This window comes from Sandarakinorhabdus sp. (genome assembly GCF_032115815.1).
Taxonomy (GTDB): domain Bacteria; phylum Pseudomonadota; class Alphaproteobacteria; order Sphingomonadales; family Sphingomonadaceae; genus Sandarakinorhabdus.
Genome location: NZ_JAUMBI010000088.1, coordinates 23,573 through 36,633, shown reverse-complemented (window position 1 = coordinate 36,633; position 13,061 = coordinate 23,573). Strand labels below are relative to the sequence as shown.

Sequence of the window (13,061 nt, the reverse complement as noted above, 5' to 3'; positions counted from 1 at the left end):
TCAGACCCTCAACAGATCACGGCGATGGAGCGGCCGCGAGAACAGTTCGGCGAGATCGCCAGCCTGTTCGTAACCGTGAATCGGCGAGAAGACGAGTTCGATCGCCCACTTGGTCGAAAGGCCTTCCTTTTCCAGCGGATTGGCGAGGCCGAGGCCACACACCGTCAGATCAGGCCGGGCGGCGCGCACGCGGTCCAGTTGCTTGTCCACATCCTGGCCTTCGGAAATCATCGTGCCCGGCGGCAGCGCAGCGAGTTCGTCGATCAGATGGCCCTTGTGCAGATAGGGCGTGCCGACCTCGACCAGTTCCATGCCGAGTTCGCCGGCCAGGAAGCGCGCCAGCGGCACTTCCAGCTGGCTATCGGGCATGAAGAAGATGCGCTTGCCGGCCAGCTTCTCGCGATAGAGCGCCAGCCCCTTGCGGGCACGTTCGCGCGGACCGGCGATCACCTGTTCAAAGCGGGCTTCCGACACGCCGAATGCCTGCGCTGCCGCATGCAGCCAGGCGGTGGTGCCTTCGGCGCCGAACGGGAACAGCGCCGGCAGATGCTCCGCCCCACGCTTGTCGAGAGCGGTACCGGTTTCGGCCAGGAACGGCTGGGCCAGCAGATATTTGGTGTTGGGGCCCACGCCCGGCATCTGCCCGGCCTTGCGCGCTGGCAGCGACACCACCTTGCTGATGCCAAGATCGCCAAGCAGGCGGGTGAGCTGATCTTCCACGATGTCGGGCAGGCTGCCGACGATCATCAACTGCTTTTCATCGCTGAACGCCAGATCGGGCACCAGCGCCGACAGGCAGGCGTCTTCGCCTTGCGTGAAGGTCGTTTCGATCCCGCTGCCCGAATAGTTGAGCACGCGCACATTGGGCGAAAAGCGGCCGTTCAGTCGCTGCGCGGCGCGTGACAGGTCAAGCTTGATCACTTCCGACGGGCAGGAGCCGACGAGGAACAACAGTTTGATATCGGGCCGGCGCGCCAGCAGGCGGTTGACCACTCGGTCCAGTTCCTCATTGGCATCAGCCAGGCCGGCGAGGTCTTTCTCCTCGATGATGGCCGTGCCGAAGCGCGGCTCGGCAAACACCATCACGCCGGCTGCCGATTGCAGCAGGTGCGCGCAGGTGCGGCTGCCGATGACGAGGAAGAACGCATCCTGGATCTTGCGGTGCAGCCAGATGATGCCGGTCAGCCCGCAGAACACCTCGCGCTGGCCGCGTTCGCGCAAAATGCCATCGACGCCTACTGGCGGCGCATCACAGCCTGAGGCGGGACCGGCGCTGCTCATGCTGCCTGTGCCACCAAAGTTTCAACCATCTCCGCATCCGATTCGGTTGTCGCAGCCGGTTGTGCCGCAGGCGCCGACAGCCTTGCCTGGCGCAATTTCCACACGAACTGCCCGGCGTTGATCACATAGGCGACATAGGCCGCCAATGCGGTTGCAAACAGCACGCCTTCATCGGCGATGCCAGTAAACAGGCCGAACAGATAGAGGCTATGCAGCACGATCACCAGCATCGAGAACACGTCTTCCCAGAAGAAGCTGTCGTGGAAAAGATACTGGCCGAACACGACCTTCTCCCAGATCGCGCCAGTGATCATGATGGTGTAAAGTGCGATCGTCTTGACCACGACCGACCAGACCGCCCATTCGTAGTTGCGGCCGGTGTTGAGATAGTCCAGCACGAGATACAGGCTGACGCCAAAGATCAGGAACTGCACCGGGGCCAACAGGCCCTGCACCAGCGTCCATTTCGAACTGTCGCGCCGCACCCGCTCTTCCGGCGTGTAGAGCGGGCGCGATGACCCATCTGACGTTTCTGCGACCAAGCCCGCGATCCCCAAAAATCTAGGTAAAAACCCTAACATCCGGCCTCTTCAAGTCAACCCGCGACAGGGGCAACGGCGGAGGAACTCTGCGAGCCCAGCGTAGCAATCGGCCTTGCCAATCAACGGCTCAGCCAAAACCGGGTCGGCCGCAGGCGCAGCGTTCAGGTTCGCGGCATGGCCGCACCAGTGCAAAACCGGCGACGAAGGCCGCGGCCAGGCAACGGCGCGGCCCATCGCCTTGGCCTGGCCTGTGGCAGGGTGTCGCAATCGGATGGCCGATGCAGCCCGGTAATGCGGTAGAAGCTGGCTGGACAGGGCATCGGGCGGGCGGGCCGGCGTTGACGCCCTTCATGGGTCACGACTAGTTTGCACAACATGGAACATGTCCCCCCACCCGTGGCCGCCCAGCCATTGCCGCCGCGCGCCGTGCTGCGGCCACGCGATGTGCTAGAGCTGTTGAAGCCGGTCACCTGGTTCCCGCCAATGTGGGCCTTCATGTGCGGGGTGGTCTCGTCTGGCGTGCCGATGGCGGATCGCTGGGGGCTGCTGATCGCCGGCATGATGCTGGCCGGCCCGTTGGTGTGCGGCAACAGCCAGGCCATCAACGACTGGTTCGATCGCCATGTCGACGCCATCAACGAACCGCAACGCCCGATCCCGTCGGGCCGCATTCCAGGCCGCTGGGGGCTGGCGATCGCCTGCATCGGCTCGATCATCAGCCTTGCCGTCGGCTTTGCGCTGGGGCCGGTGGTCGGTTTTGCCACCATCGTTGGCGTTGCCATGGCCTGGGCCTATTCGGCGCCGCCGCTGCGCTTCAAGGCCGATGGCTGGATGGGCCCGCTGGTGTGTGCGGCGGCCTATGAAGGGGTGAGCTGGTTCACCGGCGCTGCGGTAATGGCTGGCGGCATGCCCGATACGCGCATCATCTGGGTGCTGTGCATGTATGCGCTGGGCGCGCACGGCATCATGGTTCTCAACGATTTCAAGGCGGTGAAGGGTGATGCCCAGTCCGGGGTCAACTCGCTGCCGGTGCAGCTGGGCGAACGCAATGCCGCCGAAATCGCCTGCTGGACGATGGCGCTGCCGCAGGTGGTGGTGATCATCCTGCTGGCCCGTTGGGGCTTGCACTGGCCCTCGGCGATGGTCGCGTTTTCGTTGGCCATGCAGGTGGTGCTGATGCAGCGCGTGCTGGCCGCGCCGGCGGCCAATGCGCCCTTCTACAACGCCACCGGCACCACGCTGTATGTGCTGGGCATGCTCACGAGCGCCTTCGGTCTGTCGGTGATCGTGTGACCACGCAGGCTCCACTCAGCTGGCCCGGCATTGCCCGCCTGGGCCTGGTGCAGAGCGCACTTGGCGCCATCGTCATGCTGGCATCGTCGCTGCTCAACCGCATCATGGTGGTGGAATACAGCATGGCTGCCGCGCTGCCGGCCGGGCTGGTCGCCTTTCATTACGGCGTCCAGCTTTCCCGCCCGAAATGGGGCCATGGCAGTGACGCCGGCTGGCGCCGCACGCCGTGGATCATCGGCGGCATGGCCGTGCTGGGCGGCGGCGGCATCCTCGCCACCTTTGCGACGACGCAATTGGCCGGGCCGTTCTGGCCGGTGTTCGCTGCGCTTGTGCTGGCCTATGCCATGATCGGTATTGGCGTCGGCGCGGCCGGCACGTCGCTGCTGGCCTTGCTGGCCACCCGTACCGCCGAAGCGCGCCGGCCCGCCGCGGCCAGCCTGACCTGGATCATGATGATCGTCGGCATCGTCATTTCGGCCGGTACGGCGGGCGCACTGCTCGATCCCTTCTCGCCGGCGCGCCTGCTGCAGGTCGCCGCCGGCGTCGTCGCCGTTGCCTTCTGCGTCGCCTGCCTCGCCGTATGGGGAGTCGAAGGTGCGCCGCAAGCGGAGGAAAAGCGCGAAGCCGCCCCCTTTGGCGAGGCGCTGCGCGGCATCTGGGGTGACCCGCTTACCCGGCTGTTCAGCATCTTTGTCTTCTTCTCGATGCTGGCCTATTCGATGCAGGATCTTATCCTGGAGCCGTTCGCCGGCCTCGTCTTCGGCATGACGCCCGGCCAATCCACCAGCCTGTCGGGCGTGCAGCACCAAGGCGTTCTGGCCGGCATGATCCTGGTGGGCGTGGGCGGCCATGCCTTTGGTGGACGCGCCGGCATGAAGCTGAAGCGCTGGATTGTCGCCGGCTGTTTCGCCTCGGCGCTGGCGCTGGCGGCGCTGGCCATGGCGGCAGGCGCCGGGCCGGGCTGGCCGCTGTCGATCAATGTGGCCGTCCTGGGTTTTGCCAACGGCATGTTCGCAGTGGCCGCCATCGGATCGATGCTGGAACTGGCCGGCCGCGGTGGCCCGGGCCACGAGGGCATCCGCATGGGCCTGTGGGGCGCATCGCAAGCAGCAGCCTTCGGTATCGGTGGATTTGCCGGTGCCTTTGCTGTTGATCGCCTGCGCGCCGCCCTGCACACGGATGGCGCGGCCTTCGAATTGGTGTTTGCTGCTGAAGCCGTGCTGTTTCTGCTGGCGGCAATCATCGCTTTCCGGTTGAATGACCGGATGGGAAGCAACCTGGCGGGCAGGCCGAATTTGGAAGAGGCGGTAGCATGACCGAGATGTTCGACTTTGTGGTGGTTGGCGGCGGCCCATCGGGCGCAACGGCGGCCAATGATCTGGCCCTGGCCGGGCACAAGGTGATGCTGCTGGATCGCATGGGCCGCATCAAGCCTTGTGGCGGCGCGGTGCCGCCGCGGCTGTTGAAAGACTTTGACGTGCCGATCGAGCAGTTGTGCACCACCGCCAACAGCGCCCGCATGATCAGCCCCGCCGGCCGGGAAGTGGACATGCCGGTGGGCGAAGGCGGCTGGGTCGGCATGGTCGATCGCGACGTGTTCGATGAATGGCTACGCGCCCGCGCCGCCAAGAATGGCGCCGATCGCCGCGATGGCACCTTCGAAGGGCTGGAGCGTGAACCCGATGGCACCGCCGTCGTGATGTATCGCCCCAAGGGCGCTTCGCGGGGTTCCGAGCCGGTGCGGGTGATGACGAAAATGCTGATCGGCTGCGATGGCTGCAATTCGGCCGTGGCCCGCGCGGCCCTGCCCGATGAGAAACTGCCCTTCGTCGCCGCCTACCACGAAGTGGTGGACAGCCCGCCCGAAGGCTTCAAGGGCTTTGCCGGCGACCGCTGCGACGTCTTCTACCAAGGTAAGCACAGCCCGGATTTCTATGCCTGGGTGTTCCCGCATGGTTCCAAGACCAGCATCGGCACCGGCAGCGCCGTGCAGGGCTTTGAATTGCGCAAGGCCGTCGGCAAGCTGCGCGAAGAACTGGGCATGACCGAGGAGACCTGCAAGACGGTGCGGGTGGAAGGTGCTCCCATCCCGCTGCGCCCGCGCAAGAAGTGGGACAATGGCAAGGATGTCGTGGTGGCGGGTGACGCCGCCGGCTGCGTGGCGCCGGCCAGCGGCGAAGGCATTTTCTATGCGATGACTGCTGGCCGCGAAGCTGCCAAGGCCGCCGCCGAAGCGCTGGCCAGCGGTGATCCGGCCAAGCTGGGCCTGGCCCGCAAGCGTTTCCTGAAGGCGCACGGCACCGTGTTCCGCGTGCTCGGCATCATGCAGTGGTGGTGGTATCGCAGCGACACGATGCGCGAGAAGTTCGTGAAGCTGTGCATGGACAAGGACATCCAGCAGCTGACCTGGGAAGCCTATATGAACAAGGAACTGGCGCGCAAGAAGCCGCTAGCCCATCTGAAAATCTTCCTGAAGGACAGCGTGCAGCTGATCACCGGCATCCTGTCCGGTGGCGGCGTGCGCGAGGGTGACAGCGCCGGCAAACGGGCGCAGGTCTGACCGGCCGGAACGCCAGGCGCGGCGCGGGAAGGGCGGGAGCGATGTCGCGATTTGCAGAATCTCCCTGGGTGCTGCCCGCTGCCATTGCCGCGGTGGCCGCGACCTTCACGGCGGCCGTGGGTGCCACTATCACCGATATCGGCCCGTGGTATCTGGCGCTGAAGCAACCCGAGTGGGCGCCGCCCAACTGGCTGTTTGGCCCGGCGTGGACCATCATTTTCATGCTGTGCACCTTTTCCGGCACCACAGCCTGGCTGTCGGCGCGCAGCACCGGTGCGTTCGAAGCCATCATCGGCCTGTTTGCCCTCAACGGCTTCCTCAACCTGTTGTGGAGCTTCCTCTTCTTCCGCCTGCACCGGCCGGATTACGCCGCGCTGGAAGTCGGCATCTTGTGGAGCAGCATCGCCGCACTGATCGTGGTGCTCTGGCGCATCTCGCGTCCGGCCGCCGCGCTGCTGCTGCCCTATCTGGCGTGGGTGAGCTTTGCCGCCATGCTCAATCGGGCGATCGTGGAGTTGAACGGACCGTTCTGAAGCGGCGGCCCAGAAACCGGGCCGCCGCCAGATGACTCAGGCCTTCGTCTTCAAAAAGGCGATCACGTCTGCACGGTCCTGCGCCTGCTTCAGGCCGCCGAACGCCATGCGGGTACCGGGCATGAACTTCGCCGGGGCTTCGAGATAGGTGAACAGCACGTCCTCGCTCCAGGTCACGCCACTGTCCTTGTTGGCTTTGCTGTAGTTGAAGCCGGCGATGCTGCCGGCCGTGCGGCCGACCACGGCCCACAGCGACGGGCCAACACGGTTCTTGCCAGCCTCGGCGACGTGGCAGGCCTTGCACTGGGCAAAGACCTTCTCGCCCTTGACGGCATCGCCGGTGAGCGATGCGTAGGTTACGGCCGCCGGAGCCGGAGCGGCTGCAGGAACAGCGGCCGGCTCTGCTGCCGGTGCGGCCGGGGCTTCTGCTGCAGGTGCGCCCGGAGCTTCCACCGCCGGCGTCTCGGCGGCCGGCGTTTCAGCGGGCTTGTCAGCGCCGCCGCAGGCCGTCGTGAGCAGGGCCAAAAGGGTGAGGCCGGACAGGGTGAGGTCGCGCATGGGGCAATTCTCCTTTGCAAAATGCAGAGGAAAATACATTACCACAACGTCATGTTTCCGGCCAATGAATGGCGACCAGCAGCCGCCTATTCGGGACGGAGCGCCGCCGCCGCCGCGAACGGCCCCACGGCCAGCGCCACGAGGCTGGCCGCTGCCAGCAGCCGGAACGCACCCGCCACATCGCTGCCAACACCGAAGATCAGCACCGGCAGCGCCAGCGGCAGCACGATCAGCCCGGCCAGCGCGCCGCCGCCTTTCAGTCCGGCGGTGAGCGCGGCGGCCACTACGGCGAGGCTGGCCAGCGCCGGGGTGCCGAGCGCCAGGGCGATGGCGATGCGGGTGCCATCATCCGCTGACAGGCCGAGAAGCACGCCCGCCACCGGCAACGCCGCCAGCAGCGGCACGGCAAAGCCCACCCAGTGCGCCAGGATGCGCGCGGCGCACACCAGCTCCAGCGCGATGCCGCGGGCAATCAGCTGATCGATGCTGCCATCCTCCACGTCGGGGGCCAGCAGGGTTTCGACCGGCAACAGGCTGGCGAGCAGAGCGGAAACCCAGATGATGCCGGGCGCGATGCGGGCGAGCAGGCGGGCATCGGGGCCCACGGCGAAGGGGAAGAGCGCGGCGGCCAGCACGAAAAACATCACCGGCAGCCACAGTGCCGGGGAGCGGGCGATAGCCATGAGATCGCGGTGGAGGAGCGTGAGAAACATCAGCCAAGCCGCAGTGTCGCTGCATCAGCCAGGCCGATATCGCCATGAACCGCTGCCACGATGAGGCCGCCTGCTGCCCGATGCTGGGCCATTGCTGCCGTCAGCAGGCCGGCGGATGCCGCATCGAGCCCGGCTGTGGGCTCGTCCAGCAACCAGCATTCAGCGCCAGCAGCAATCACCCGCGCAATCGCGGCGCGGCGTTTCTGGCCGGAGGACAGATGCCGGCACGGCACATCTACCAGACCCGCCAGGTTCATCGCCGCTAGCGCCGCGGCCAGGCGATCCCGCCCGCCATCCAGCCGCGCCCAATAGTCCAGCTCCGCCCCCAGGCTATGGCGCGGTTTCAGTGCAACCTCATGCCCGGCAAAGGCGCGGCGGCCACCGCCGGACACGCTGCCGGCCTCGGCACGCAGCAAGCCGGCCAATAACCGCAACAGCGAGGATTTGCCGGCGCCGTTCGGCCCGGTGAGCAGCAGCGCACCGCCCGGCTCCACCCGCGCCGACACGGCGTCGAACAGCAGGCGCCCGCCCCGCCGGCAGGCCAGATTGTCGATCACGAGCGCGTTCACCACGGCTCCGGCTTAATGGCTTGGCCCCGCTTCGTCACCCCCACAGGTGACGTGTGCCGCGTTCTTGGCTATCACTGCCATCATGCCCCCCGCCGCCAACCGCCCGCAGCTTTCAACCACCGCCCGCATGGCCATCAATTTTGGCCCGCTGCTGCTGTTCTTTGGCGCCAGCAAACTGGGCAAGGCGCTGCACGAGCAGGGCCAGTTGCCGGGCCTTGCTGATGCAGAAGTGGCCAGCGCCGTCGTAGGCACCGGCGTGTTCGTGATCGCCACGCTCATTGCGGCGCTTTGGCACTGGGGCAAGACCCGCCATCTGCCCGCCGCGATGATCTTCACCACGGTGATCGTCGTGCTGTTCGGCGGGCTGACCGTGTGGCTGCAGGACAAGGCCTTCATCCAGCTGAAGCCCACCATTATCTACGGCGTGTTCGCCCTGCTGCTGTTCGGCGGCCTCGCCACCGGCCGGCCGACCCTGCAGCTGGTGATGGAAGATGCGCTGCCCGGCCTGACCGACACGGGCTGGCGCCTGCTCACCCGCAACTGGGCGATCTTCTTCATCGCGCTGCTGATCGCCAACGAAACGGCGCGGCGCATGCTCGGCTATGATGACTGGCTCAGCTTCAAGGTGTGGGGCGTCACCGTGGCGATCTTCGCCTTCACCCTCGCCCAGGGGCCCTTGTTGGCCAAACATGGCCTGAAACTGGATTGACCCTCACTCCCCCAACAGCCCGTGCCGCTTCAACGCGTGCCGCAGTTGGTCATAGGTGAGGTTGAGCGCGGCAGCGGTGCGGCGTTGGTTGTGGCGGTGCTTTTCAAGCGCGCACTCCAATATGTCCTTTTCATAGGCCGCCACCGCGCCCCGCAAATCGGTGACGCTCTCCAGTCGCGGTGCCGGCATGGCGGCGGCGGTATCGACGGGGCTGATACTGGGCGCAGCGGTGGCTGCCGGCGCAGGGTGGGGCAGAACATGACTGGAGGTTGGCCGCCACGGCGATTCGAACGGATCGATCACCAATTGCCCCACCGGCGTTTCGGCATCGCCCCAGCGGTAGAGCGCGCGTTCCACCACATTCTTCAGTTCGCGCACATTACCCGGCCAGGCCCAGGTCGCCAGCTGTTCCTGCACCTTCGACGTGAAGCCGGGAAAGCGTGGCCAGCCCAGTTCGGCGGCCATGCGGCGGGCGAAATGCAGCGCCAAGATGTCGATATCCTCCGCCCGTTCCCGCAAGGGCGGCAGGGTGATCACCTCGAAGCTCAGCCGGTCGAGCAGATCGGCGCGGAAGCGCCCGCGCGCCACCAGGCCGGGCAGATCCTCGTTGGTGGCGCCAACCAGCCGCACATCCACACTGATCGGCTTGTTCGATCCCAGCCGGGTCAGCTCGCCATATTCCACCACGCGCAGCAGGCGTTCCTGCGCCTGGGATGACAGCGTGCCGATTTCATCCAGGAACAGCGTGCCGCCATCGGCATCCTCGAACCGGCCGGCCCGCGCCCGCTGCGCCCCGGTGAAGGCGCCGGGTTCATAGCCGAACAATTCGGCATCGATCAGATTTTCCGGCAGCGCCGCGCAATTGAGACTCACCAATGTTTGCGACCAGCGTGGGCTGAGGCGGTGCAGACGATCGGCGATCAGTTCCTTGCCGGTGCCGCGCTCGCCAATCACCAGCACCGGGCGGTTCAAGGCAGCCGCCGCCGACGCGCGTTCAACGGCATCGAGGAAGCTCAAGGAGCTGCCAATCATCTGGGCTGGAGCGGCCATGCGATGAGTTGGCACAATTTCCCGATGTTTGGCAATTCCCGCTAGTCAAAAAAATGGCGCGCCCTTCTTCAATCCAATAATTTCAATATGTTGCGGTGTAAACGGCACTTGGCACGACCCATGCAGTACATCTGGCATGAGCGGCACCCCCCGCCGCCACACAACAGGAGAACAACAATGAGCGCTTTCTACAACAGCTTCGGCAGCAACATGATGGCCCTGGTGGCCGCCCTGCTGATCGGCACCAGCTTTGTCGCCGCCGCCACTGGCCCTGCCATGGTGACGCCGGCCGTGAACAGCGATATCGTTGCGTGAACAGCGCAACGATGACCGGGGCCTTGGTTCCCCTCGCCCGCCCCCTCCTGGTGGAGCCGGCCCCGGTCCCGACGCTGACGAAGACCAAGTTCGAATTTCTGGAGATCAGACCAATGGGCATTTTTTCACGCACCCGCGATATCATCGCTGCCAACGTGACCGACCTTCTCGACCGGGCTGAAGACCCGGCCAAGATGATCCGCATGATCATCATGGAGATGGAGGAAACGCTGGTGGAAGTTCGCGCGTCTGCCGCCCGCACCATCGCTGATCAGAAGGAAATGAAGCGCGCCATGATCAAGGCCACGCAGGCCGTGCAGGATTGGCAGGACAAGGCCGAACTCGCTCTTTCCAAGGGTCGTGAGGATCTGGCCAAGGCCGCGCTGGTCGAAAAGAACAAGGCCAAGGGCTTCATCGACACCACCCAGGTGGAGATCGATCTCTTGAACGAAACGCTGTCGCTGAACGAAGCGGATATCGCCAAGCTGGAATCGAAGCTGCGCGAAGCCCGCAACCGCCAGAACGCACTGATCAACCGCATCGAGAGCGCCACCCAGCGTTCGAAGCTGCGCGAGATGATCCGCGGGCCGCGCGTGGAAGAGGCCTTCAGCCGCTTTGAAGTGCTGGAACGCCGTGCCGACATGGCCGAAGGCCGCGCCGACGCGCTGGGCCTGGCCGATGGCACCGGCACCCGCAGCCTGTCGGATGAATTCGCCGCGTTGCAGGACAACGATGAAGTGGATGCCGAAATCGCCGCCATGAAGGCGCGGCTCGGCAAAACGGAGGGCTAAGCCATGGAAGATGTCATCGTTCCCGTCGCCGTTGTCGGCATGCTGTTCATCGGCCTGCCCGGCATGATCCTCCACTACCTGACCAAGTGGAAGAGCCAGACCGGCATCAGCAGCCAGGATGAAGCGCTGCTCGATGAACTCCACGATCTCGCCCGCCGGCTCGACCAGCGCATCGACACCGTCGAGCGCATCATCGCCGCCGACAACCCCAATTGGAAGGACAGCCGGATCGCCGACATGTCCGATCAACGCCGCCAGCTGCGCTGAACCGGCAACCGGCCCAAGGAGGCCAAAACAATGAGCCGCCAGTTTCTCGTCAACAAGACCGAAGGCAAGATCCTCGGTGTGTGCGCCGGAATCGCCAACTATTTCGGCTGGGATGCCACGCTGGTTCGCGTTGGGTTCGTCGCTGCCGCCGTGTTCGGCTTTGGCTCGCCGGTGATCCTGTACCTGCTGATCGCGCTCATCGCGCCCTCCACCCATTGACCCGCCACTCCGGCGCCTTCGTCAGCGCCGGCCAACAGGGAAATTCGAAATGTCTGAAAGCCGCACCCGCTTCTACCTCGACAAACGCAACGGCAAGATCATGGGCGTTTGCGCCGGCATCGCCGATTATTTCGGCTGGGATGTCACGCTCGTCCGCATCGGCTTTGCCCTGGGCGCCATCATGGGCGGCGGTTCCACCATCCTGGCCTATCTGGCCATCGGCTGGATCGCCAATGCCAAGCCGAACACGCTGTATGATCAAAGCCCGGAACGCGTGGAATTCTGGCGCGACGTGCGGGTGGCGCCCAAGCGCACCCTGCGCGATGTGAACGCCCAGTTCCGCGATGCCGATCGCCGCCTGCGCGATCTGGAATATCACCTGACCAGCGACAGCCGCCAGCTGGCCGACGAAATCGAAAAGCTGCGTTGAGGATCGAGCCATGGACGAAGATGTCATCTACGCGCTGATCCCGATCCTGATCTTTTCGATCCCGATCGTTGCCATTGCCTCGAACACGATCAGCAAATGGCTGAAGCTGAAGGAAAAGCAGCTGGAAGTGACGGCCAACGCCACCGCCGAACAGGCCGCCCAATATGCGGGCCGCATCGCGGTTCTGGAGGAACGGGTGGCCGTGCTCAACCGCATCGTCACTGATCGCAACGAGAGCCTTGCCGTGCAGATCGAAGCGCTGCGCGATGCACCCAAGCAACTGAATTGAAAGGCTGAATAGCATGGCTCTCGACCCCTCGATTATCGAAGCAATTGCGCCGGTGGGCGTGGTTGCCGTGATCGCCAGCATGGGCGCCTGGGTGGTCACCACCTGGATGAAGGTGAAGAACGGCTACCCGCTGGAAAACAGCTGGGGCAAGCCGATGTATCCCAACGGCGGTGGCGAAGCGATGGAGCGCATCCGGCTGATCAGCCAGGAAAACGCCCAGCTGCGTGCTGAACTGGGCAGCCTGAAGGATCGCATGGCCGTGCTGGAACGCATCGCCACCGACAAGCCCAGCATGCTGGCCGCCGAAATCGACAGCCTGGCCACCAAGCAATTGAATTGACCAATCCAGCCAGCCCCCCCGCTCAGTCTTAGGCCGGTAGACAAGGAAACAGGCACATGAATCCGTTTGAAATGGTGGTGTTGATCGTGGCCATCGTCACGATTGGGAAAGTGCTGTCGAGCCGCTACGGCAGCAAGGACCAGCGCCGCACCTCAAGGGGCGAACTGCCGGCTGCCGACAGCGGCGAGAATCTGCGCCTGCAATCCGAAGTCGCCCGGCTGAACGACCGCATTCGCGTGCTGGAACGCCTGGCCACCGATCCGGCCAAGCGGCTTTCCGATGAAATCGAATCCCTGAAAAACGATTGAGCGAGAGGAGACACACCATGCCCCCGGCTGATTCCCTCCTGATCCTGTCCACCGCCACCCTGACGGGCTTGGCCATGCTGGGCGGCCTTGCCGCCTGGGGCTGGTCTGGCTGGTTGCGCCTAAAGCTGCGCGAGATCGAAGCCCGGCCGCAGCAATCCGAATTGCCCGCCGTTGGCCAGCGCATCGATCTTGCCGACCTGAAGGAACGCATCCGCAAGCTGGAAGCCATCGCCGCAGGTGTTGACCTGTAACGTCACAGGTCTTGACCGCAGCCCATTTGCCCCTTCATGGGCT

Annotated in this window: 20 protein-coding genes; 14 read left to right on the top strand and 6 right to left on the bottom strand. The window is 65.1% G+C overall.

The window, feature by feature from the left end:
* Both RT662_RS05540 and bchF read right to left on the bottom strand, forming a co-directional pair.
* A complete protein-coding gene (locus tag RT662_RS05540) occupies positions 1-1,281 on the bottom strand; it encodes a ferredoxin:protochlorophyllide reductase (ATP-dependent) subunit N (protein ID WP_313669710.1) in 1,281 nt (426 codons plus the stop codon).
* A complete protein-coding gene (bchF, locus tag RT662_RS05535; protein ID WP_313669709.1) occupies positions 1,278-1,823 on the bottom strand; it encodes a 2-vinyl bacteriochlorophyllide hydratase in 546 nt (181 codons plus the stop codon). Before bchF ends, RT662_RS05540 begins: the two co-directional genes overlap by 4 nt.
* Positions 1,824-2,198: 375 nt before the next feature.
* Here bchF and chlG point away from each other — a divergent pair, with 375 nt between their 5' ends.
* The 4 genes from chlG to RT662_RS05515 are packed head-to-tail and all read left to right on the top strand — an operon-like array spanning position 2,199 to position 6,209.
* Positions 2,199-3,116, top strand: coding sequence for a chlorophyll synthase ChlG (gene chlG, locus RT662_RS05530; RefSeq protein ID WP_313669708.1), 918 nt, complete (start codon positions 2,199-2,201; stop codon positions 3,114-3,116).
* Entirely contained in the window at positions 3,113-4,432 is a 1,320-nt protein-coding gene (locus RT662_RS05525) for a BCD family MFS transporter (protein WP_313669707.1), read from the top strand. Before chlG ends, RT662_RS05525 begins: the two co-directional genes overlap by 4 nt.
* Positions 4,429-5,676, top strand: coding sequence for a geranylgeranyl diphosphate reductase (locus tag RT662_RS05520; protein WP_313669706.1), 1,248 nt, complete (start codon positions 4,429-4,431; stop codon positions 5,674-5,676). The genes RT662_RS05525 and RT662_RS05520 overlap by 4 nt, the downstream gene beginning before the upstream one ends.
* 41 nt (positions 5,677-5,717) lie before the next feature.
* A complete protein-coding gene (locus RT662_RS05515) occupies positions 5,718-6,209 on the top strand; it encodes a TspO/MBR family protein (protein WP_313669705.1) in 492 nt (163 codons plus the stop codon).
* Positions 6,210-6,245: 36 nt separating this feature from the next.
* On the opposite strand, the gene RT662_RS05510 is transcribed toward RT662_RS05515, so the two are convergent.
* The 3 genes from RT662_RS05510 to ccmA form a co-directional block, all read right to left on the bottom strand.
* Positions 6,246-6,767, bottom strand: coding sequence for a cytochrome c family protein (locus RT662_RS05510; RefSeq protein WP_313669704.1), 522 nt, complete (start codon positions 6,765-6,767; stop codon positions 6,246-6,248).
* A gap of 86 nt (positions 6,768-6,853) precedes the next feature.
* A complete protein-coding gene (gene ccmB / locus RT662_RS05505) occupies positions 6,854-7,480 on the bottom strand; it encodes a heme exporter protein CcmB (RefSeq protein WP_313669703.1) in 627 nt (208 codons plus the stop codon).
* A complete protein-coding gene (gene ccmA / locus RT662_RS05500) occupies positions 7,480-8,052 on the bottom strand; it encodes a heme ABC exporter ATP-binding protein CcmA (RefSeq protein ID WP_313669702.1) in 573 nt (190 codons plus the stop codon). The genes ccmB and ccmA overlap by 1 nt, the downstream gene beginning before the upstream one ends.
* Positions 8,053-8,131: 79 nt before the next feature.
* Between ccmA and RT662_RS05495 the strand changes: the two genes are divergently transcribed.
* Positions 8,132-8,758 carry an inner membrane-spanning protein YciB gene (locus RT662_RS05495; RefSeq protein WP_313669701.1) on the top strand — a complete coding sequence of 209 codons (627 nt, stop codon included), beginning with the start codon at positions 8,132-8,134 and terminating at the stop codon, positions 8,756-8,758.
* Between the two features lie 3 nt (positions 8,759-8,761).
* On the opposite strand, the gene pspF is transcribed toward RT662_RS05495, so the two are convergent.
* Positions 8,762-9,808: a phage shock protein operon transcriptional activator gene (pspF, locus tag RT662_RS05490; protein ID WP_313669700.1), complete on the bottom strand. Its 1,047-nt coding sequence runs from the start codon at positions 9,806-9,808 to the stop codon at positions 8,762-8,764.
* Positions 9,809-9,985: 177 nt separating this feature from the next.
* Here pspF and RT662_RS05485 point away from each other — a divergent pair, with 177 nt between their 5' ends.
* From RT662_RS05485 to RT662_RS05445, 9 genes are all read left to right on the top strand, one after another.
* The gene (locus RT662_RS05485) at positions 9,986-10,123 is read left to right on the top strand and encodes a hypothetical protein (protein WP_313669699.1); all 138 of its coding nucleotides are present in this window, start codon (positions 9,986-9,988) and stop codon (positions 10,121-10,123) included.
* Positions 10,124-10,236: 113 nt separating this feature from the next.
* A complete protein-coding gene (gene pspA, locus RT662_RS05480) occupies positions 10,237-10,914 on the top strand; it encodes a phage shock protein PspA (RefSeq protein ID WP_313669725.1) in 678 nt (225 codons plus the stop codon).
* A 3-nt stretch (positions 10,915-10,917) separates the two neighbouring features.
* A complete protein-coding gene (gene pspB, locus RT662_RS05475; protein WP_313669698.1) occupies positions 10,918-11,181 on the top strand; it encodes an envelope stress response membrane protein PspB in 264 nt (87 codons plus the stop codon).
* 30 nt (positions 11,182-11,211) lie between these two features.
* On the top strand, positions 11,212-11,400 hold the full coding sequence (locus RT662_RS05470; RefSeq protein WP_313669697.1) for a PspC domain-containing protein: 189 nt from the start codon (positions 11,212-11,214) through the stop codon (positions 11,398-11,400).
* Between the two features lie 49 nt (positions 11,401-11,449).
* Entirely contained in the window at positions 11,450-11,830 is a 381-nt protein-coding gene (pspC, locus tag RT662_RS05465) for an envelope stress response membrane protein PspC (protein WP_313669696.1), read from the top strand.
* 10 nt (positions 11,831-11,840) lie between these two features.
* On the top strand, positions 11,841-12,119 hold the full coding sequence (locus RT662_RS05460) for a hypothetical protein (protein ID WP_313669695.1): 279 nt from the start codon (positions 11,841-11,843) through the stop codon (positions 12,117-12,119).
* A 13-nt stretch (positions 12,120-12,132) separates the two neighbouring features.
* Positions 12,133-12,459: a hypothetical protein gene (locus RT662_RS05455; protein ID WP_313669694.1), complete on the top strand. Its 327-nt coding sequence runs from the start codon at positions 12,133-12,135 to the stop codon at positions 12,457-12,459.
* Between the two features lie 56 nt (positions 12,460-12,515).
* Positions 12,516-12,767, top strand: coding sequence for a hypothetical protein (locus RT662_RS05450; protein ID WP_313669693.1), 252 nt, complete (start codon positions 12,516-12,518; stop codon positions 12,765-12,767).
* Between the two features lie 17 nt (positions 12,768-12,784).
* On the top strand, positions 12,785-13,018 hold the full coding sequence (locus tag RT662_RS05445; RefSeq protein ID WP_313669692.1) for a hypothetical protein: 234 nt from the start codon (positions 12,785-12,787) through the stop codon (positions 13,016-13,018).
* Positions 13,019-13,061 lie beyond the last annotated feature (43 nt).